The sequence below is a fragment of the Hymenobacter sp. UYAg731 genome (assembly GCF_054061335.1).
Genome location: NZ_JBSSEC010000004.1, coordinates 705,738 through 726,666 on the forward strand (window position 1 = coordinate 705,738; position 20,929 = coordinate 726,666).

9 protein-coding genes are annotated in these 20,929 nt (G+C 63.2%); 8 read left to right on the forward strand and 1 reads right to left on the reverse strand.

What is annotated here, in order from left to right; all coding sequences use genetic code 11:
• Positions 1-101: 101 nt before the first annotated feature.
• Positions 102-5,477 carry a carbohydrate-binding protein gene (locus tag ACVWYF_RS15145; RefSeq protein ID WP_457069442.1) on the forward strand — a complete coding sequence of 1,792 codons (5,376 nt, stop codon included), beginning with the start codon at positions 102-104 and terminating at the stop codon, positions 5,475-5,477.
• Positions 5,478-5,590: 113 nt separating this feature from the next.
• Positions 5,591-7,780: a T9SS type A sorting domain-containing protein gene (locus tag ACVWYF_RS15150; RefSeq protein ID WP_457069444.1), complete on the forward strand. Its 2,190-nt coding sequence runs from the start codon at positions 5,591-5,593 to the stop codon at positions 7,778-7,780.
• Between the two features lie 70 nt (positions 7,781-7,850).
• Here the strand turns inward: ACVWYF_RS15150 and ACVWYF_RS15155 are convergent, their stop codons facing one another.
• Positions 7,851-8,867, reverse strand: a complete 1,017-nt coding sequence (locus ACVWYF_RS15155) for a LacI family DNA-binding transcriptional regulator (RefSeq protein ID WP_457069446.1) — start codon at positions 8,865-8,867, stop codon at positions 7,851-7,853.
• Positions 8,868-9,174: 307 nt separating this feature from the next.
• On the opposite strand from ACVWYF_RS15155, the gene ACVWYF_RS15160 reads away from it, so the two are divergent.
• The 6 genes from ACVWYF_RS15160 (at position 9,175) to bglX (ending at position 20,914) form a co-directional block, all read left to right on the forward strand.
• Positions 9,175-12,399, forward strand: a complete 3,225-nt coding sequence (locus ACVWYF_RS15160) for a SusC/RagA family TonB-linked outer membrane protein (protein ID WP_457069448.1) — start codon at positions 9,175-9,177, stop codon at positions 12,397-12,399.
• A 169-nt stretch (positions 12,400-12,568) separates the two neighbouring features.
• Entirely contained in the window at positions 12,569-14,071 is a 1,503-nt protein-coding gene (locus ACVWYF_RS15165) for a RagB/SusD family nutrient uptake outer membrane protein (RefSeq protein WP_457069450.1), read from the forward strand.
• A gap of 133 nt (positions 14,072-14,204) precedes the next feature.
• A complete protein-coding gene (locus ACVWYF_RS15170; RefSeq protein WP_457069452.1) occupies positions 14,205-16,076 on the forward strand; it encodes a glycoside hydrolase family 2 protein in 1,872 nt (623 codons plus the stop codon).
• Positions 16,073-17,515: a hypothetical protein gene (locus ACVWYF_RS15175; protein ID WP_457069454.1), complete on the forward strand. Its 1,443-nt coding sequence runs from the start codon at positions 16,073-16,075 to the stop codon at positions 17,513-17,515. The genes ACVWYF_RS15170 and ACVWYF_RS15175 overlap by 4 nt, the downstream gene beginning before the upstream one ends.
• Before the next feature lie 3 nt (positions 17,516-17,518).
• Positions 17,519-18,388: a sialate O-acetylesterase gene (locus ACVWYF_RS15180; RefSeq protein WP_457069456.1), complete on the forward strand. Its 870-nt coding sequence runs from the start codon at positions 17,519-17,521 to the stop codon at positions 18,386-18,388.
• Between the two features lie 252 nt (positions 18,389-18,640).
• Positions 18,641-20,914 (forward strand): beta-glucosidase BglX, encoded by a 2,274-nt coding sequence (bglX, locus tag ACVWYF_RS15185; protein WP_457069458.1) that lies wholly within the window; start codon positions 18,641-18,643, stop codon positions 20,912-20,914.
• The last annotated feature ends 15 nt before the right edge of the window (positions 20,915-20,929 follow it).

Below are 20,929 nucleotides of genomic sequence, written 5' to 3' on the forward strand. Positions count from 1 at the left end.
CCTCGCCGCCGATGCTTTTCGGCTGGCCGGCGGGGTACACCCTTTTTGGTCGTGCCGCCCCGCTCCTATCAGACACTACAATCAACCAAACTCCCACCCCGATGAAGAAACTGCTATCGATTTTGCTGCTGAGCTGGCTGGCGCTGGGCATCGGCCACGGCCAGGCCATTTCGCCCTACCTAGCCGGCCAGAATGCCTGGCTGCCTACCGCCCTGGGCACGCAGGTATTCAACGGACTGCTCGACCGGCTCTGGCCGGTGGTGAAGCAGTCGAAGGTGAAGATGATTCGCATCGGCGGCAACGGGGTGAATTCCAATCTGGTGACTAATGCGCAGTACATCGCCCTGATTGACTCCATCCGGCGCATCGGGGCCGAGCCAATGGTGCAGGTATCGGAGGGGCGCGGGCGGTTCACGGCGGCCCAGGCGGCGCAGGTGGTGCAGTACGTGAACATCACGATGGGCCGCAACATCCGGTACTGGATTATCGGCAACGAGCCCGACCTCAACAATGCCTCGCAATCGAACCCGGTGAGCGTGGCGGGCGTGGCGGCTTACATCAAGTCCTTCGCCTCGGCCATGAAAGCGGTGGACCCCACCATCCTGACCGTGGGGCCGGAAAATGCCTCCTACGGCGGCGGCTACATGCCCGCGCTGGTGGGCGGGGCTAACGACATCACCGGCACCGATGCCAACGGCCGCTACTACATCGACGTTATTTCCTTCCACACCTACCCGTTCAGCGGCACGCAAACCCGCGCTTCGGTGGTGACGGGCACCAACAACCTGACCACCAACGTCACCAATCTGCTGGGGCTCATGGCCAATGCCAACACCCTGCACAACCGCACCGGGGCCAGCGCCCTGCGCTGGGCGCTCACCGAATTCAACGTGGACTACGCCAACCCCGCCGCCAATACGGTGGAGGGCGTGGGCGTGCATTCGTTCCTGAACGGGCAGTTCTGGGCCGAGGTATTCGGGGTGGGCATGAAGTACGAGGCCGTGTCGATGCAGCCGTGGTCGATTCATGAGGGCAGCGGGGCGCGCGGAACGGGCGATTTGGGTTACCTCGACGGGAGTACCGTGGCGGCTATTAAGCCGCGCTCGGCGTTCTGGCACGAGATGCTGGTGTCGGAAAACCTGCACGGCATCAACCTCAACGCCACCGATAACCAGACGCTGGTGAAGGTGCTCAGCAGCACCGACAACGGCACCACGGCCGTGATGGTGCTGAACGAGAGCGACGTGACGGACTACGACTTCACGGTGCAGTTGGACGGGGCCACGGTGCCCGGCGCGGCAGCCCTGAAAATCAACGTGCCGGCCGGCATCAACAACTTCTACAACGATAAAATCTACGCGCAATCCACTCTGGTGCTACTCTTCAACAGCCAGGGCGCACTCACGCGCAAAATCGTGTACTCGCTGCAACACGCGCAGCAGGCGCTGCCGCCCTCTTACCGATACCCCGGCCGCAACGTGACGCTAGCCTCGTTTTCGTCGGACAAAACCTTTACCTGCGTGGCTCCCGAGGCGGTGAATTTCACGGCCTCGGTGTTGGGCGAAGCCACTTCGCTGACCTGGGATTTTGGGGCGGGGGCCACGCCGGCCACCGGCACCGGCCGGGGTCCGATTGCGGTGACCTACGCCACGGCCGGCAACAAAACCATCTCGCTGACGCTGGTGAACGCGGACACGACCATTGTGACCACGAAGGTGAATTACCTGCCCGTCAGCGCCTGCATTCGCACGCCTTACCCCGCCACCACGCCCGTGATTCCGGGCGTGGTGAAGGCGGTGGAGTACGACAACGGCGGCGAAAACGTGGCCTATCACGACACGGAAACGGCCAACCGGGGCGCGGCTGCCGACCCCACCGTGCCCCGCCCCAACGAAGGCGTGGACACGAGCAACAGCGGCGAGGGCCTGGGCGAAGTGGGCTACACGGCCAGCGGCGAGTGGCTGAAATACACGGTGAACGTGCTGCGCACCGGCCTCTACCGGCTCACGGTGCGGGTATCGACGGGGGCCACGTCCACGGGCTCGGTGCGGCTGTCGGTGAACGACGTGGACCGCACCGGCGTGGTGGCCGTGCCCGCCACGGGCAGCTTTGGCACCTACCAGGACCTGATTATCAACAACGTGTACCTGGAGGCCTCGCCCACTGCCACGCTCAAGTTCGACGTTGTGAGCGGGGGCTTCAATTTCTCGAAACTGACGTTTGTGGAGCAGCCGCTCACCGGCATCGTGGTGAACCGGGCGTACAACGGCAGTTCGACTTCGGACGGCTCGACGGATGCCGTGGAGCTGCTCGTGACGCAGGACCACCTCGATATTCGCGGGCTGGTGATGAAGGACTTCGAAACCAACCTGACCAGCGATACCGGCGGCAAAATTCAGTTTAAGGACCAGGCTTTGTGGAAGGATTTGCGCGTTGGCACTACCATCGTGCTGCGCCGTTTGGCGTCGGGCATCACCGGGTACGCGGCGGACGTGGACGCGTCGGACTTCACGGTGGATATGCTGATGGAGAACGCCACGTACCTGGCGGATTTGTCGGGCGCGGGCCAGAATTTCAACCTGACCAATACCGACATGGTGCTGCTGAAAACCGGCGCGGCGAGCGGCATTGATAATCCGGTCCACGCCCTGGTTTCCAACAACGGCAGCACCAACGCCCTCTACACCGGCCTGGCGGGGCCGAAGCTGGTATTCAACGCCGCCCTCGGTACGGGCGCGTTCCTCTACCCACTGAATCCGGCCCAGACCACCGCCGACTACAACGGCACCAGCGCGGCCAGCAGCACCAGCACCAGCCGCAACTGGGGCTATGGCTTCGGCACGGGCAACATCAACTACGTCCAGCTGCTGCGCAACCAGGCCTTTGCACCGCCCACCATCGTGGTGAACCGCGTGTACAACGGCTCGAACGATGCCAACGGCAACCTCGATGCGGTGGAGCTGCTGGTAGTGCGCGACCACCTCGACGTGCGGGGCCTGATTGTGAAGGACTTCGAAACTAACAACACGGCCGATAACGGCGGAAAGTATAGCTTCAACAACACCCCTTTCTGGAGTGATTTGCGCATTGGCACCACCATCGTGCTGCGCCGCCTGGCCGGCCCCACGGGCTACGTGCCCGATGTGGACGCCTCGGACTTCACGCTTGATTTATTGCTGGATAACCCCACCTACCTGACCAACCTGGCCACCGGCAACTCCTTCAACATCACGCAGTATGACATGGTGATGGTGAAAACGGGCACGGCGGCCGGCGTGGCCGGAGCCATTCATACCTACGCCACCAAGGGCGGCGGCAGCGCGGGCGTGCCCTCCACGCTCTACCTGTCGGTGACGGGGGCCAAAATGACCTCGCCCGATGGCACCGATGCCGGCGGCGGCACCTTCCACTACCCCCTGAATCCCGCCCAGGACCTGACCGACTACAACGGGGCCAAGGGCGCGCTCAGCAAAAGCACGGCCTTCAACTGGGGCTACGGCTTCGGCCAGCCCAACATCGACTACATCCAGAGCTTGCGCAACGTGGTACTGGGGCCTGATTTGGTGGTGGCCAGCGGCCAGCGCCTCACGGCCGGCGGCAGCTACAACAGCATTACGGTGCAGAGCGGCGGGCTGCTCACGCTGCTGGGCGCTACCAGCGTGGCCAGCGCCGTGCAGGTGCAGGCGGGCGGCGTATTCACCAGCAATTGCCAGGCGCTGAGCGGCGCGGCCAGCTTCGGGCTGCAAGCCGGGGCCGAGCTCCAAATCTGCGACCCGGCCGGCATCGCGGTCACGGGCGCTACCGGGGCCGTGCAGGTCACTGGTGCCCGGACCTTTGCTATGGACGCCTCCTACACCTACAACGGCACGACGGCCCAGCTCACCGGCGCGGGCCTGCCCGCCCAAGTGCGCGACCTGACCGTGAACAACGCCCTCGGCCTCACCCTGAGCCAAGCCGTAAATATTGCCCAGGTGGCTCGCCTGCAAAGCGGCAATCTGAGCACCGGCGGCCAGCCGTTCACGCTGCTTTCCTCGGCCGATGGCACGGCCCTGATTGACAACACCGGCGGCGTGGTAACCGGCAGCGGCACCATGCAGCGGGCCCTGACCGGCGGCGCGACGGGCCTGGGTTACCGCCATTTCAGCTCGCCGGTGGCCGGGGCCACGTTTGCCAGTCTGAACACCACGGGCTTCGCACCCACGTTTAATTCGGCCTACAATACCAGCACTACACCGGGCTCAGTGTCGCCTTTCCCCACGGTGTTTGGATACGATGAAGGCCGGATTGCCACCGTTACTTCCAGCTATGGGGCTTTTGACAAGGGCTGGTTTACGCCCGCCGGCGCGGCCGACGTCATGCAGCCCACGCGCGGCTACACCGTCAACATGCCCGCCACCACCGCACCCGCGGCCTTCACCGGCACCTTCAACAACGCCGCCCAAAACTCGGGCACGCTGAACCGGGGCACCGATGCCGACGCCGGCTGGCAACTCCTCGGCAACCCCTACCCCAGCCCGCTCGACTGGAGCACCGTGGCTGCCGCCCAGCGCCCCGGCCTGGACGCCGCTATGTATGTGTACCAGAGTACCGGCCAGTACGCCGGCACCTACCGCAGCTACGCCAACGGCGTGGGCACCTCGCCGCTGGTGGTGGCCGGCTCGGGCTACTTCGTGCGGGTGAGCACCGCCGGCACGCCCGGCGCGGTGAACCTGACCAACGCCAACCGCGTCACCAGCTTCGCGGCGCAGCCCCCGTTCGGGCGCGGCACCGCCGATACCCGCCCCCTGCTGCACCTGCGGCTGACCGGAGCCAGCCTGCACGACGACGCTTTTCTGTACCTGCAAGCCGGGGCCACGGCTGGCATCGATGCCGAGTTCGACGCCACTAAACTATCTAACCCCGCCGGCTTCGACCTGGCGACGCTGAGCGGCACCCGTCCGCTGGCCATCAACGGCCTGCCCCTGCTCGGGGCCACGGAAGTAGTGGTACCGCTGCACCTGCGGGTGCCCCAGGCCGGCAGCTTCACCCTCGAAGTGGCTGATTTGGCCAATTTCGGCACCACGACGGTGCTGCTACGCGATGCCCTGACGGGCACTCAGCAAGTAATGGCAGCGGGCACCAATTACGCTTTCACGCTGGCCACGGCCACGAGCGGCACCGGTCGCTTTAGTCTGGTGCTGCGTCCGGCCACCGTCACGGCCACACGGGCGGAGCTGAGCGACGCCACCGTCAGCATCTACCCGAACCCGGCCCCCGGCCGTTTCACGCTGCTGCTGCCGCCGCTGGCGGGGCAAGCCACCGTGCGCGCCACCTTATTCAACGCGCTGGGCCAGGCCGTGCTCACGCGCACTATTCCCCTAACGGCGGCGGGTGCTACAGCCGAGTTCCGGACTTCGGCGCTGGCGGTGGGCGTGTACACGCTACGCTTGCAGGCCGAGGGCCAGACGCTGACGAAGCGCGTGGTGCTAGCGGAATAACGGCCCGGCCAAATTGGCCATTTTGCTCCTGCTATTATTTGGAATGCCGGTGCCCCAAACGGGGCGCTGGCAACCCTATTGCCTTTTTTTCCTACACCAACCCCAATTCCCACATGAAGAAGCAAGCTACTGTTTTGTCCTTTTTGGCGCTGGCTTTGCAGGCGGCGCTACCGGCGCGGGTCTGGCGCGCAGGCGGCGTGGCGCTGGTGCTGCTGCTGGCCCACGCCGCGGCTTCGGCCCAGGCCATCGACCCGAAGTTTTTTGGCATTAACTACTGGTATTCCGGCGATGCCGGGCCCGGCGGCAGTCAGCCCGGCCCGGCCCTCACCAACGACCTGAAAAAAGCCGATTTGCGCTGGCTGCGCGTGGGCGGCCACGAGTTTGACTGGAACTCCGCTTGGAAGAATCCGGCCAAATATGTTGGCCCCATCCAGTACGCCCGCTCCATTGGGGCCGAGCCCATCGTGCAGATTCCCATCACGCTGACCAAGGACGAGCTGAGCAGCTTCGTGGCCTATTTCAGCACCAACAACATCACCGTCACGTACTGGGCCATTGGCAACGAGCCCGACCCCGGCAACCCCGATTCGACGCCCTACAACGACACCGACGACTGGCGCAACGACGTGGCCGCCCATCCCAATGAGTTTGGCTACACGTATTCGTCCTGGGTGGGCCAGTACAAAACGCTGGCCATCCGGCTGAAAAACGACCGGCCCGGCTGCAAGCTGGTGGGCCCCGATTTTCGCATCTTCGATAACCGGGCCATCAACGACTATTTCTTCCGCTTTATCGACAACCTGGGTAGCAGCTACTGGAACGGCGTGCCCCTGCTCGACTATTTCGCTTTCCATTTCTACGGCGACCAGCCCGAGTCGGTGATGCAGGGGCGCGTGGGCCTGGTGGCCCAGCTGCTGGCCAACGTGAACAACGGCGGCCGCGCCACCAACGGCACGGCGGCTCCCCTGCGCATGGCCCTGACGGAGGTGAATGCGTACACCAAATCGGCCGCGACCGACGCCAAACCCTGGGACTTCGGCGCGGGCCAGTTTGTGGCCACGATGGCCAAGTTGCTCATGAAGCAAAACGCCCTGTGCGTGACGCCCTGGAGCGTGTACGAAAGCAGCGCCAACCACGGCGAGTACGACCAGTCGCTATATGACACCGAGGGCAGCGCCACGGTGAGTCCGGCCCGCCGCTCCACGATGTGGCACCTGGCCATGCTCAGCAACTACCGCCAGGCCAACGTGATGCCCGGCACCCAAAGCGCCGAAACCGACCACCTGGTGGTGCTGGGCATGAAAGGCCCGGCCGGCTTTACGGTGATGATAATGAACACGCAAAACGCCACCAGCTACGGCTACCGGGCCTCACTCGACAACGTGGCGCGCGGGCCGGAAACCGTGCAGATTGCCCTGAACGGCGGCAACGCCCGGCAGCTGTTTGCCACCATTCCGCCACAAACTACCCACCTCTACAACCTCGACGCCAGCGGCAATCTGCTCTCGAAAGTATTTTACTCCCAAGGCAACGCGGCCCCGCAACAGCAGCTGGCGTTCAATTTCGTGAGCAGAAGCTCGGTTGCGGCGGGCACGCAGGGCTTTGCGCGGCCCACGGGCGGCGCGGCCACCGCCGACGTGACGCAGTTTGTGGGCAGCGTGGCGGGCGTCAGCTCGGCCAACTGGCTGCTCAAGCCCGCCGCCCCCGGCTACTATTTCGTGGTGAACCAATACACCGACCGCGCCCTGCGGCCCAAAGGCGCCACCGACGCCGAACGCATTCAGGAAAACCAGCCCATTGGCCAGGAGGCCCTAAACGAAACCAGCCTGGGCCAGGACTACCTGCAGTGGCGCATCAGCTACACCGGCAGTGGCGGCTACTACCGCCTCCAGAACAAGCGCAGCGGCAAGTACCTCAACGTGAAAGGCGGCGGCGTGACGCCCGACCTCCCGCTGGTGCAGTACAGCTACTTTGCCGACTACCTCTCCGAGCAATGGCGTTTCGATGAGGTGAATGTGACTGAACCCGTGCAAGCCCGCGGCGCGGCGCTCGGGGCCAGCACCGCCCCGGCGGCGGGCCCGGGTCTGAGCGCCTATCCCAACCCGGCCACCGGCACCCTCTACCTGGCCCTGGACGCCGACGCCGGCCAGGCCACCCTGCGCGACTTAGCCGGCCGGGTTTGCCTTACGCAGGCCGTGGGCCGCACCGGTCAGGTTGACATACGGAACCTGGCCAAGGGTCTTTATCAACTCACCGTGACCACCGCTACCGGCCAGCACCACCAGAAAATCGTGAAGGAGTAAGCCCCTTGCGCTCAACGCAAAAGAGGCCCGGTCATAGCATGACCGGGCCTCTTTTGCGTTGAGCGCAAGCTTACCGGCTGGACGTGGAACGACGCTCAAACAGTGTCGATTCCAGCACCACGCTTTGGCTGGGAAGCACGGCTTTCTTCTTTTCCACGGCGCGGAGCAGGATTTTGGCGGCTTCGCGACCGATATCGTAGGCGGGTTGGGTGATGGTGGACAGCGGCGGGTCGAGCAGGGCAGCGGCTTCGAGGTTGGAGAAGCCGATGACCTTGATGTCCTGCGGAATGCGGCGGCCCAGCTCGTTGCAGACGTGGTAGGTGCTGATGGCCAGCCGCTCGACGGACGCGAATACGCCGTCGATATCGGGCCGGCGCAGCAGCAGCTCGCGGATGAGGCCCACGTTCTGCTGGTTGTCCATCACGCCGTGCAGGATGAGGTCGGGGTCGGCGGGGCGGCCGTGTGCCGCGAGGGCATCGAGGTAGCCCTGCTGCCGGAACTGACCGATGGACAGGTTGTTGGAAATGAGCAGGTGCGCGATGTTGCGGCAGCCGGCTTGGATGAGGTGCTCGGTGGCCTGGTAGCCGCTTTCGTAGTCGTTGGTCGTGACTTTGGCCGTAGCCACTTCGGCGCACACGCGGTCGAAAAACACGATGGGAATATTGGCTTCGCGTAGGCTCTTGATGTGGGCAAAATCCTCGGTCCCGCTGGCCACGGACATGAGCAGGCCATCGACCCGGCCGCCCTTAAGATGCTGCACGATGGAGACTTCGCGGGCGTAATCGTCGTGGGTGAGATAGATGAGCACGTGGTAGCCGGCTTGCCGGGCGGCTTCTTCTATCCCATTGATGGCCAGCGCGAAGAAGTGGTTGGCCACCTTGGGAATGACCACGCCGATGGTCTTGCTGATGTTGCGGCGCAGGCTGCTGGCGTAGGCATTGGGCTCGTAGTGGCGGGCGGCGGCCAGAGCGCGCACGCGGATTTTAGTGGCTTCCGATACTTCGTGGCTGTCGCGCAGCGCCCGCGACACCGTGGCGATGGACATGTTCAGCTCTTCGGCCAGCGACTTCAGGTTCACGGGCGTCATGGGGAGGGTCGGCTTTGGGACAGAAAAAAGGGGAACCAGCCTTTTTCGGGGCTGGTGAATGTCTGGCAAGTTACAAAGCCCGGCCGCTACCCGCCCAAAACGGCCCGATTTGCTGCAAACGTTTACGTAAATAAAGCCCTGCTATTGCATTAGATAGCAGATTACAATCCGGTAATTCGCAGAGCCAAGCCCGGTTTTAAGCTCCTCCATTGAGCTTCGGACTTGCTACCGCTCCGATGAGCCCGCCCCTGGTGCGGTGCGCCGGCCGGCTTCGTCTCTCTTTGTCACCAAACTCCCACCCCCACTTATGATGGTCACTTTACGACTTGATTTCCGGCGCTGCCTGCGGCCTCTGGTGCTGCTCCCGGCCCTGAGCCTGGGCCTCGGCCTGCATCTGGCCTCGGCCGCCGAACTTGCCCCCACCCTGCACGCTGTGCGGGCCGACATCACGATTACGGGCCGCGTGGTGGATGAAAAAGGCGCGGGCCTGCCCGGCGTCAACGTCATCGTGAAGGGCACCAGCAACGGCACCCAGACCGATGCCGACGGCCGCTACAGCATTAAAGCCGCCGACAACGCCACCCTGATTTTCACCTTCGTGGGCTACGCGGCCAAGGAGGAAGCCGTGGGCGGCCGCACGGCCATCAACGCCGCCCTCGCGCCCGATGCCAACGGACTGGAGGAAGTGGTGGTGGTGGGCTACGGCGTGCAGGAAAAGAAAATGCTGGCCACGTCCATTTCCACCATCTCGGCCAAGCAGGTGGAGCTGATTCCGGTGGCCTCGCCCGCCGAAGCGCTGGTGGGCCTGGTGGCCGGGGCCCAGATTACGGAGCCCTCCGGCGAGCCGGGGGCCAGCGCGGTTATTCGCATTCGCGGCCTGGGCTCGATTTCGGCCGGCAACAACCCACTCTACGTGGTGGACGGCTACCCGCTCAACAACGCCGACAGCTTCTCGCAGATTGCGCCCGGCGACATTCAGAGCGTGCAGATTCTGAAGGACGCGGCGGCCTGCGCCATCTACGGCTCGCGCGGGGGCAACGGCATCGTAATTGTGACCACCAAGCGCGGGGCCACCGACGGCAAAACCCGCTTCAACTTCTCGGCCAACACCGGCATTCAGCAGGTGGCCAAGCGGTTGGAGCTACTCAACCGCGACCAGTTCCTGGATTATTTCCGGGAGTCGGTCACCAACGGGGGGCAGGTCGTCACCGACCCCAGTGTGCAGGCACTGCTGGCCGCCGACCCCAACACCCTGCCCGATACCGACTGGCAGAAGGAGATTTTCCAGACCGGCGTGCAGCAGCAGTACCAGCTAAGCGCCACCGGCGGCACCGATATATCACGTTTCTACATTTCGGGCGGCTACTTCAAGCAGAGCGGCATTGTGAAAGGCTCGGGCTTCGAGCGGTTCTCGCTGCGGGCCAACTACGACGCCCAGCTGAGCAAGAAGCTGAAGCTGGGCCTGAGCCTGGCCCCCAACTTCACCCGCACCGACGTGGTGCCCATTTCGGGCAGCTACAACGGCGGCAGCATTACGGGCGGTGGCCCCGGCGGCGAAACCGGAGCCGTCACGGCGGCCATCATTATGCCGCCCATTGTGCCGGTGCGCCTGCCCAACGGCGACTACGCCAGCCTGAAAACCGGTACCCGGAACGGCATCACCAACCCCGGTGACCTGCTGAGTCCCGTGGCCCCGCTGGACCTCTACCAGGACCGCAACAACGCCGCGCGCATTCTAGGCTCCACTTTCCTCGATTTTGAGGTGATAAGCGGCCTGCACCTGCGCACCAACTTCGGGTCTGAGCTGGTGAATAGCCGCCGCGCCATTTACGTGCCCGCCACGCTGCCCACCAACGGCAACCAGCTCGCCAACCTGTCGAACCCCGTGCTGAACAACATCGACGCCCGCCGCCTCAACAGCACCAACCTGAACTGGGTGTGGGAGAACACCGCCACCTACAACCGCACCTTCGCCACCAACCACAACGTGACCCTGCTGGCCGGCTACGCTGCCCAGTACAACACGGCGGAAGGCAGCACGGTATCGGGCCAGACGGGCACCTACACCAACACCAACATCGAGTACCCCACGGCCGCCGGCCAGGTGTTCGGCTCCGGCCTGTTCAACACCTCCAACGCGCTGACGTCGGTATTCGGGCGGCTCGACTACGCCTTCAAGGAGCGCTACATTCTGACCGCCGCGCTGCGCACGGACGGCTCGTCGCGCTTCGGCCCCGACAACCGGTACGCCACTTTCCCCTCGCTGGCCTTGGCCTGGCGCGTGGCGGAGGAGAACTTCATCAAGCAATTCTCGGCCATCAGCGAGCTGAAGCTGCGCGCCAGCTACGGCGTGACCGGCAACAACAACATCGGCGACTACAACTACCAGAACTACCAGCAGGGGGCCAACTACGTGTTTGGCACCGGTAACGGGACCCGCGCCTTCGGCTTCTCGCCCAACGGGGTGGCCATCAGCAACCTGAGCTGGGAAACCAACAAGCAGGTCGATGCCGGCTTCGACCTGGGCCTGTTCCGCGACCGCATTTACCTGACCGTGGCCGCCTACCAGCGCAACACCACCGACCTGCTGCTGAACCGCAACATTCCCGCTATCCTGGGCTTCTCGTCGCGGGCGCTGGCCAATGTGGGCGAGGTACGCAACCGGGGCCTGGAGTTCCAGCTGAACACGGCCAACATCCAGGGCAGCAACTTTACGTGGAGCACCTCGGCCAACCTTTCCATCAACCGCAACCAGGTGATTGCCCTGGCCGGGGCCAACGAGCAGCTGACCTATGACGCCGTGTTTGGCTACGGCAGTTCCATTCGGGTGGTGCCGGGCCAGCCGCTGGGCGTGTTTTACGGCTACCAGCAGGAAGGCATTTACCTCAACCAGGCCGACGTGGACGCCAGCCCGAAATGGACCGGCAGCGGTACCGTGGTACGGCCCGGCGACTTCAAGTTCAAGGACGTGAACGGCGACGGCCAGATTAATACCCTCGACATCGGCGTTATCGGCAACCCGTTCCCGAAATTCACCTACGGCCTGCAAAACACCTTCGGCTACAAGGCCTTGTCCCTGGCCGTGACGCTGCAAGGCTCGCAGGGAAACGACGTGCTCTATGGGGCCGACCGCTACACCGTGAACGGGGCCGGCGGCACCAACGCCCGCATTGAGGTGCTGAACCGCTGGCGCTCGCCGGAAAATCCCGGCGATGGCAAAACGCCCCTGGCCACCTTCCGGGGCTCCCTCAAGTCGGTGTTCAACTCCTACTACGTACATGACGCCTCGTTCCTGCGCGTCCGCAACGTGACGTTGCGCTACAGCGTGCCCGGCGAGTGGATGAAGCGCGCCAGCCTGCAAAGCCTGGCCGTGTACACCAGCATCCAGAACCTGTACACGTTCACCAAGTACTTCGGCTACAACCCCGAAGCCAACAACTACGGCAACACCACCGCCCCCACCTACGGCGTGGACCAGGGCTCCTATCCCATGGCCCGCACCATCACGCTGGGCGTGCAGCTGGGCTTTTAGCAATCAGCCGCTTATCTGAACAGTCATGCAGAGCGCAGCGAAGCATCTTGCCCGCTTCGTTGCCATCAGCATTGATTACTTCAGCAGTAAAGATGCTTCGCTGCGCTCTGCATGACGGCCTACCGGCATGGCGCTCAGCTAGAACCAACCTCTTAGACTAATTCCCACCATGACTTTCAATAAATTTTTCTCGGGTGCATCCTTCGCCACGCTGCTGGGCCTGGCCGCACTGGGCACCTCGTCGTGCAGCAAGGACTTCATCAACCTGAACGACCCCACCCGCCTGCCCAGCTCCCTGGGCTACTCCGACTCGCTGAGCATCGTGACCGGCGTGACGGCAGCGTACTCCTCGTTGCAGGACATTTATGGCAATGGCAGCAATCGGGGCCTGTTCGTGTACACCGAAATCCCGTCAGACAACAGCTTCGCGGTGACGTCGGGCGAAGCGCTCAACGAGTTCAACGACTTTAGCCTCTCCGGCCTCAACCCGCGCCTGCCCAGCCAGTGGCTGGTAACTTACCGGGCCATCGCGCGCTGCAACATCATCCTGAGTCGGGCCGGCGCGGTGAAGCTCACCGACGCCACGCGCAACCGCCTGTTTGGCGAGGTGCGCTTCATCCGGGCGCTGGCGTATTTCAACGCCGTGCAAATCTGGGGCGATGTGCCGCTGGTAACCAGCGAAATCACCTCCATTGCCGATGCCTACCAGTTTGGCCGCGCCCCCAAGGTTCAGGTGTACGACCAGATTGAGAAGGACCTGGCTTTTGCCGAAGCCAACCTGCCCGCCACCCAAACCGGGGCCAACCTGGGCCGCGCCACCAAAGGGGCCGCCCAGGGCCTGCTGGGCAAGGTACTGCTCACCGAGAAGAAGTACGGCGACGCCGCCATCGCCCTGAAAAAGGTCATCGATGGCAATACCTACGCGCTGCAAGCTACCTACACCAGCATCTTTTTGACCACCAATGAGATGAACACCGAAATCCTGGCCGCCGCCCGCTACACCAAGGGCGCGCTGGGCGTGGGCAGCTACTTCAGCACCTGGTTTATGCCCATTCTGCCCGCGGCCCTGGCCCTCACCGTGAACAACAACGTGAGCCAGGGTCAGCAGTTCAACTCCGTGGACCCCGACCTGGCGGCGGCTTTCGCGGCCAGCGGGCCTACCGACGTGCGGGCCGCCGCCTCCTTCGGCTCGTCGGGCACCGGCGCGGCCACCATCTACTACACCAAAAAGTACAACGACGTGCCCACCAGCGCCTTCGATGCTGAAAACGACTGGATTATCCTGCGCTACGCCGACGTGCTGCTCATGTACGCCGAGGCCGTGAACGAGGCCGGCACCATCACCCCCGCCGCCCTCGATGCCGTGAACCGCGTCATCCGTCGCTCGCGGGGCTTGGCCGTGGCCACCGCCGCCCCCACCGTGGACCTGCCCGCCACCATCAGCCAAACCGACCTGCGCACCCGCCTGGAGCTGGAGCGCCGCCTGGAACTGAATTTTGAAGGCCACCGCTGGTTCGACCTCGTACGCACCGACCGCGCCCTGCCCGTGATGAACGCCCTGTTCACGCGCCTCGGCATCAAAAACATCACCGCTAACAACCTGGTGTTCCCCCTGCCAATTCAGGAAATCCAGACCAACCCGATTCTGACCCAGAACCCGGGCTATAACTAGCAATTTGGTGAGTGCATGAGGGGATGAAGGTTTGGGCGGCACCCCAAGAAGCCACTGCAATGGCCGGTGCCCCGCAAGCTCTCTTCCCTCCGCTATCGCCTGCTTGCCTCTTCCTTGTTTCTTCCCTTTGCCCATGACCCCACCCACCCCGTTGAAGCTGCTGCCAGTGCTGTTTCTGGTTCTGGCCAGCCTCTTCACTGCCCCGCCGGCACACGCCCAAACCAGCCTGATTCAGAATGCGCCGGGCCGCCGCGTGCTCAGCCTCAACGGCAGCTGGAACTACATCATCGACCCCTACGAAAACGGCTTTTATGACTACCGCCGCGAGGCGTTTGATAAGTCGGCCACCGGCAAAGGCGGCTACTACGACAACGCCAAGCCCAGCACCGCGCAGGAGCCCGAGCTGATTGAGTACGACTTCGACCACTCGGCCGCGATGCAGATTCCCGGCGACTGGAACTCGCAGGATACCAAGCTGCTGTACTACGAAGGCACCATCTGGTTCAAGAAGGATTTTAAGCTGAAGCCCACGGCCGGCAAGCGCTATTTTCTCTACTTCGGGGCCATCAACTACGAGGCTCATATCTATCTGAACGGTAAGAAGCTGGGCATGCACCAGGGCGGCTTCACGCCCATCCAATACGAGGTAACGGACAAGCTGAACCCGAGCGGCGAGAACTTCGTGGTAGTGAAGGCCGACAACACCCGCCACCTCGACGCCGTGCCCACCATCAACACCGACTGGTGGAACTACGGCGGCATCACCCGCGACGTGTTCATTGCCGAAGCATCGGAGACGTTCATCGTCGACTACAAAGTGCAGCTGGCCAAGGACAACCTGAGCCAGCTGGCCGGCTACGTGCAGATGGACGGCGCCGGTAAAGCCGGCCAGTCGGTAACCCTGAACATTGCCGAAGCCGGCATCAAACAAACTCTGAAAACGGACGGCGAAGGCCGCGCCACCTTCAGTATTCCGGCGAAGAAATTGAAACTGTGGTCGCCGCAGAGCCCGAAGCTTTACGCCGTGTCGCTGAGCAACGGCAGCGAGACGGTGCAGGACAAAATTGGCTTCCGCACCATCCAGACCCGGGGGCAGGACATTCTGCTGAACGGCAAATCCACGTTTCTGCGCGGCATTTCCATTCACGATGAGAATCCGCTGATTCCCGGCCGGGCGCGCGGCGAGGGCGACCTGCGCATGCTCCTCACCTGGGCCAAAGAACTGGGCTGCAACTACGTGCGCTTGGCCCACTACCCGCACAATGAAATCATGCTGAAGCTGGCCGACGAAATGGGCCTGCTTGTCTGGGCCGAAGTGCCGGTGTACTGGACAATTGCCTGGCAAAACCCCGCTACTTACCAGAATGCCGAAGCCCAGCTCTCGGACCTGATTTCAATGGGGAAGAACCGGGCCAGCATCGTGGTCTGGTCCGTGGGCAACGAAACGCCCCTTGGCGACCCGCGCCTCGTCTTCATGACCAACCTGGTGAAAAAGGCCCGCAGCCTGGACGACACCCGCCTCATTGCCGCCGCCCTGGAGCTGCACCGCACCCCCGATAACGTGGTGCATGTCGACGACCCGCTGGGCGAGTCGCTGGACCTGACCAGCTTCAACGAGTACGCCGGCTGGTACTGGGGTGGCAAGCCCAGTGAAATCACTAAGTACACCTTCGACATCAAATACAACAAGCCGGTGATGATTAGCGAATTTGGCGGCGATGCCCTGGCCGGCTACCACGGCGATGCCGAAACCCGCTGGAGCGAGGAATACCAAGAGGCGCTCTACGTGAACCAGCTCAAGATGCTGGGCGCTATCAAGGGCCTGCGCGGCATGACGCCCTGGATTCTGGCCGACTTCCGCGCCACCCGCCGGCAGCACCCGGTGTATCAGAACGGGTTTAATCGTAAGGGGCTGATTTCGAACACCGGACAGAAGAAAAAGGCGTTTTATGTGCTGCAGGAATATTACCGGCAGCAGGCGGCTAAATATGACGCGGGGAAATGATGATGAATCAAACCAAATGGCTGACGGCTGGACTTCTCCTCTTCACCCTCACCGCCCAAGCCCAATCCCGCGACAGCGCCGAATATACCCTACGCGTCGCCGCCAAAAAGACCATCAACAATTCCACCGTCGACGGCAAAGCGGGATTTTCGGAGTACAAGAACTACCCCACGCGCACCATCGCCACGCTGCAAAACTTCACCCCGGCCACCACCAAGCTGGACAAGTACGGCGGGCGGCTCGATAAGAAAACGAAGGCCACCGGCTTCTTCCACGTCGAGAAAGTAAACGGCCGTTGGTGGGCCGTGGACCCCGACGGCTACTACTTCCTGCACAACGCCCCCAACGACGTGCAGCCCGGCGGCTCCGAGCGCACCCAGAAGGCGCTCAAGGCCAAATACAGCGACCGCGCCGGCTGGATGGCCGCCACCCGCAAGTTCTTTTTTGCGAACGGCTTCAATGGCGCGGGCGCATGGTCGGCCACCAAGGAAATCCAGGCCGACAACCTGAATGCTGACCAGCCGCTGGCCTACACCATCAATCTGGATTGGATGAGTGGCTACGGCAGCAAGCGCGGCGGCACCTACGTGCAGCCCGGCCACAAGGGCTACCCGAACGACGTGATTTTCACCTTCGACCCCGGTTTTCCCGAGTACGTGGAGGAGCAGGCCAAAAAGCTGGCCCTGAACAAGAAGGACAAGAACCTCTTCGGCTATTTCTCCGACAACGAGATGCCACTGCTGCGCAAAAACCTCGACGGCTACCTGAAGCTGCCCGTGACCGAGCCCGGCTACATGGCCGCCAAAAAATGGGCCGACGAGCGCAGCATCACCCTCGAAACCATTACCGACCAGAACCGGGCGGATTTCCTGGCCTACGCGGCCGACCGCTACTTCAGCATCGTGGCCAAAGCCCTGAAGAAGTACGACCCCAACCATATGTACCTCGGCTGCCGCTTCCACGGCGCGCAGCGCTACTACCCAGAGTTGATGCGGGTGGCGGGCAAGTACCTCGATGCCGTGAGCATCAACTACTACAACAACTGGACGCCCGAGAAAACCTGGGTGCGCGACTGGGAAGTCTTCGCCGGCAAGCCCTTCATCGTGACGGAATGGTACGTGAAGGGCGAAGACGCTCCCGGCCTGGCTAACACCGCCGGGGCTGGCTGGGTGGTGAAGACCCAGGCCGACCGGGGCCGCTTCTACCAGAATTTCACGCTGGGCCTGCTCGAATCGAAGAATTGCGTGGGCTGGCACTGGTTCAAGTATCAGGACAATGACCCTACCCTCGTGGGTGCCGAACCCTCGAATACCAACGCCAATAAGGGCATTGTGGACAACAACCTGGAGCCCTACCAGGCCCTGCTCGACCAGATGAAGGAGTTGAATTTCCAGATGTATCACCTGGCCGATTTCTTCGACCAGCGCCAGCCGCAGTAACCCATGAAAACCACCAGCTTACTCCTGCTAAATCTGCTGCTACTGGCTTTGCTGCCAGCGGCTGGTTTGCGGGCGCAAGTGCTGAAACCCCGCCTGCGCCAAGTGGTGAGTCCGCCGGCCCGCCGGGAAAAATTCCAGCTGTACCTATTGATTGGGCAGTCGAACATGGCCGGGCGCGGCGCGGTGGAGGCGCAGGATACGCTGCCTAACCGCCACGTCCTGCGCCTGAACCCGGCCGGACAGTGGGAGGTGGCCAAAGACCCGATTCATTTCGATAAAACCGCGGCCGGCGTGGGGCCGGGGCTGACGTTTGGCCGCCTCATGGCCGCACCGGACAGCACCGTCACCATCGGCCTAATTCCGTGCGCGGTGGGCGGTTCCGGCATTGATGCCTGGATGCCCGGAGCCTACTTCGCCGACACCAAAACCCATCCATACGACGACGCCCTGGCCCGCGCCCGCACCGCGATGCAAACGGGCACGCTGGCCGGCATCATCTGGCACCAGGGCGAGTCGGACAGCAACCCCGAAAAAAGCGCCGTGTACCAGCAGAAGCTTAAGTTGCTCATCCAGCAATTGCGGGCCGATTTACAAGCGCCCGCCCTGCCCTTCGTAGCCGGGCAGCTGCCGGCTTTTCAGATTAATAAAGTTGGCCCCGATGGTCAGCCGCAGATAAACGATTCGGCCGTGCGCCTCAACGAGGCATTGGCCGGGCTGCAAAAACAGGTGTCGAACTACGCCTTCATCACCGCTGAGGGCACAGCCGATGTCGGCGACCATACCCACTTCAACGCCGTTTCGGCCCGGCTGCTGGGGCAGCGCTACGCGGCGGCCATGCAGCAGCTGCAACGCCCGGTTCGGCGCAGGCAATGAGCCTAATTTCCTTTACTAAAACCACCCTTTCTCCATTTCCTACCCCTTCGGGCCTGCCCGGAAACCCTGTGCATACCTGGCGGCCGCTGGCCGTACCGGAGTCCGAAAAACAGCCCTCCCGGCCGGAACTGCGCCTCACGAAAATGGTGGGAACGTATGACTGAGGCCCCGGCCGGGGCGGCTGTGGCCGGTGGCCGCCAGAACGCACAAACTACTTTTCCAGCTGCTGAGGCAGCTTTTTATCGCAACTAAATGACTCTTTCGTTTCCCAAGTTTCTGTTGCCGCTGCTGTTGCTGGGCCTGTTGCCCGGCCCGGCTGCGGTGGCGCAAAAGAAAAAACCGGTGCTAACGGCCACTACCGCCAGCCCGGCCGGTATCGAGCAGCGCATCAGCACCCTGCTCGCCCAGATGACGCTGGAGGAGAAAGTGGGCCAGCTCAACCAGTATTCCGGCCGCGAGGTGACCGGCCCGGCCAGCGACCGCAAAAACACCCTGCTCAGCAGCATCCGCAACGGGCAGGTGGGCTCGATGCTGAACGTGAAGGGCGTGCGGGACACCCGCGCAATCCAGGCCGTGGCGCTGGAATCGCGCCTGCACATCCCACTGCTGTTCAGCCTCGACGTGATTCACGGCTACCAAACCACCTTCCCCATTCCGCTGGGCGAAGCCGCTTCCTGGGATTTGGACGCCATCCGACTGGGCGCGCACGTCGCCGCCCGCGAAGCCGCCGCGTCCGGCATTCACTGGACCTTCGCGCCGATGGTGGACGTGGGCCGCGACCCGCGCTGGGGCCGCGTGATGGAAGGCGCCGGCGAGGATACTTACTTGGGTTCCCAGATTGCCCGGGCCCGCGTGCTGGGCTTCCAGGGCGAGAAGCTGGGCGGCACCGATGCCATCATGGCTTGCGCCAAGCACTTTGCCGCCTACGGGGCCGCCACCGCCGGCCGCGACTACAACGCCGTGGACATCAGTGAGCAGCAGCTCTGGGAAACCTACCTGCCGCCCTTCCGCGCTGCCGCCGAGGCCGGCGTGGCCACGTTCATGAACTCCTTCAACACCCTGAACGGCATCCCGGCCACCGGCAACGCCTATTTGCAGCGCGACATTCTGAAAGGCCAGTGGCAATACCCCGGCTTCGTGGTGAGCGACTGGGGCTCCATCGGTGAGCTGGCCAACTGGGGCTACGCGGCCGATAAAGCTGACGCCGCCCACAAGGCCATCACCGCCGGCTCCGACATGGACATGGAGAGCGACGCTTACCATAAAAACCTGGCGCAGCTGGTGCAGTCCGGCAAGGTCAACATTGGCCTTATTGATGATGCCGTGCGACGCATTTTGCGCAAGAAATTCGAGTTGGGCCTATTTGACGACCCTTACAAGTTCTCGAACGAGAAGCGCGAGAAACAAGTCCTGAGCGACCCACAAAACCGTGCCGCCGCCCGCCAGATGGCCCAGAAATCCCTGGTGCTGCTGAAAAACGAAAACGCCACCCTACCCCTCACCAAAGCCCTGCGCCGCGTGGCCCTCATCGGTCCGCTGGCTAAGGTTAAGCGCGACCTCAACGGCAGCTGGGCCGTGGACACCGACACCGCCCGCATCACCTCGCTCTACGACGGCCTGCGCCAGCGCGCCGGCAAAACCACCGAGCTGCTCTACGCCAAAGGCTGCGCCGTGAGCGGCGACAGCTGCACCGGCTTCGAGCAGGCCGTAGCCACCGCCAAAAACGCCGACCTCATCGTCCTCGCCATTGGCGAAACCTGGGACATGAGCGGCGAGGCCAAATCCCGCACCGATATCCACCTGCCCGGCGTGCAGGAGGAGCTTTTCAAAGCCCTCAAAGCCACCGGCAAGCCGGTGGCCGTGGTGGTTTTCGGGGGCCGGCCGCTCATTTTCGATGCCATATCGGAGCAGGCCGACGCCATTCTTTACGCCTGGTGGCCCGGCTCGGAAGGCGGTACCGCGCTGGCCGACGTGCTATTCGGCGACTACACCCCCGCCGGCAAGCTGCCCATCACCTTCCCGCGTAGCGTGGGCCAGATTCCCATCGCCTACAACCAGCAGTACAACACCGGCCGCCCCATCACCAAGCCGGGCGAAATCCGCTACAAGTCGGCCTACATCGACTCGCCCAACACGCCGCGCTACGCCTTCGGCTACGGCCTGAGCTACACCACGTTCAAGTATTCCGACCTCAAAATCAGCCGCTCAGCAATGAAGTCCGGCGATGCGGCCCAGGTCAGCTTTACCCTCACCAACACTGGCAAAGTAGCCGGCGAGGAAGTAGCCCAACTCTACCTGCGCGACCCCGTGGCGTCCATCGCCCGGCCGCTCAAAGAGCTCAAGGATTTCCGCAAAGTCAGCCTCAAGCCCGGCGAGAGCAAAACCGTCACTTTCACCATCGGCAAAGACAAGCTGGCCTTCTACAACCCGAAACTGGAATGGGCCGCCGAGCCCGGCAAATTCAACCTCATGGTCGGCAGCGCTTCGGATGATATCCGACTCGAAGGAAATTTAGAACTACTGTAGAATCTTTTTCCATAC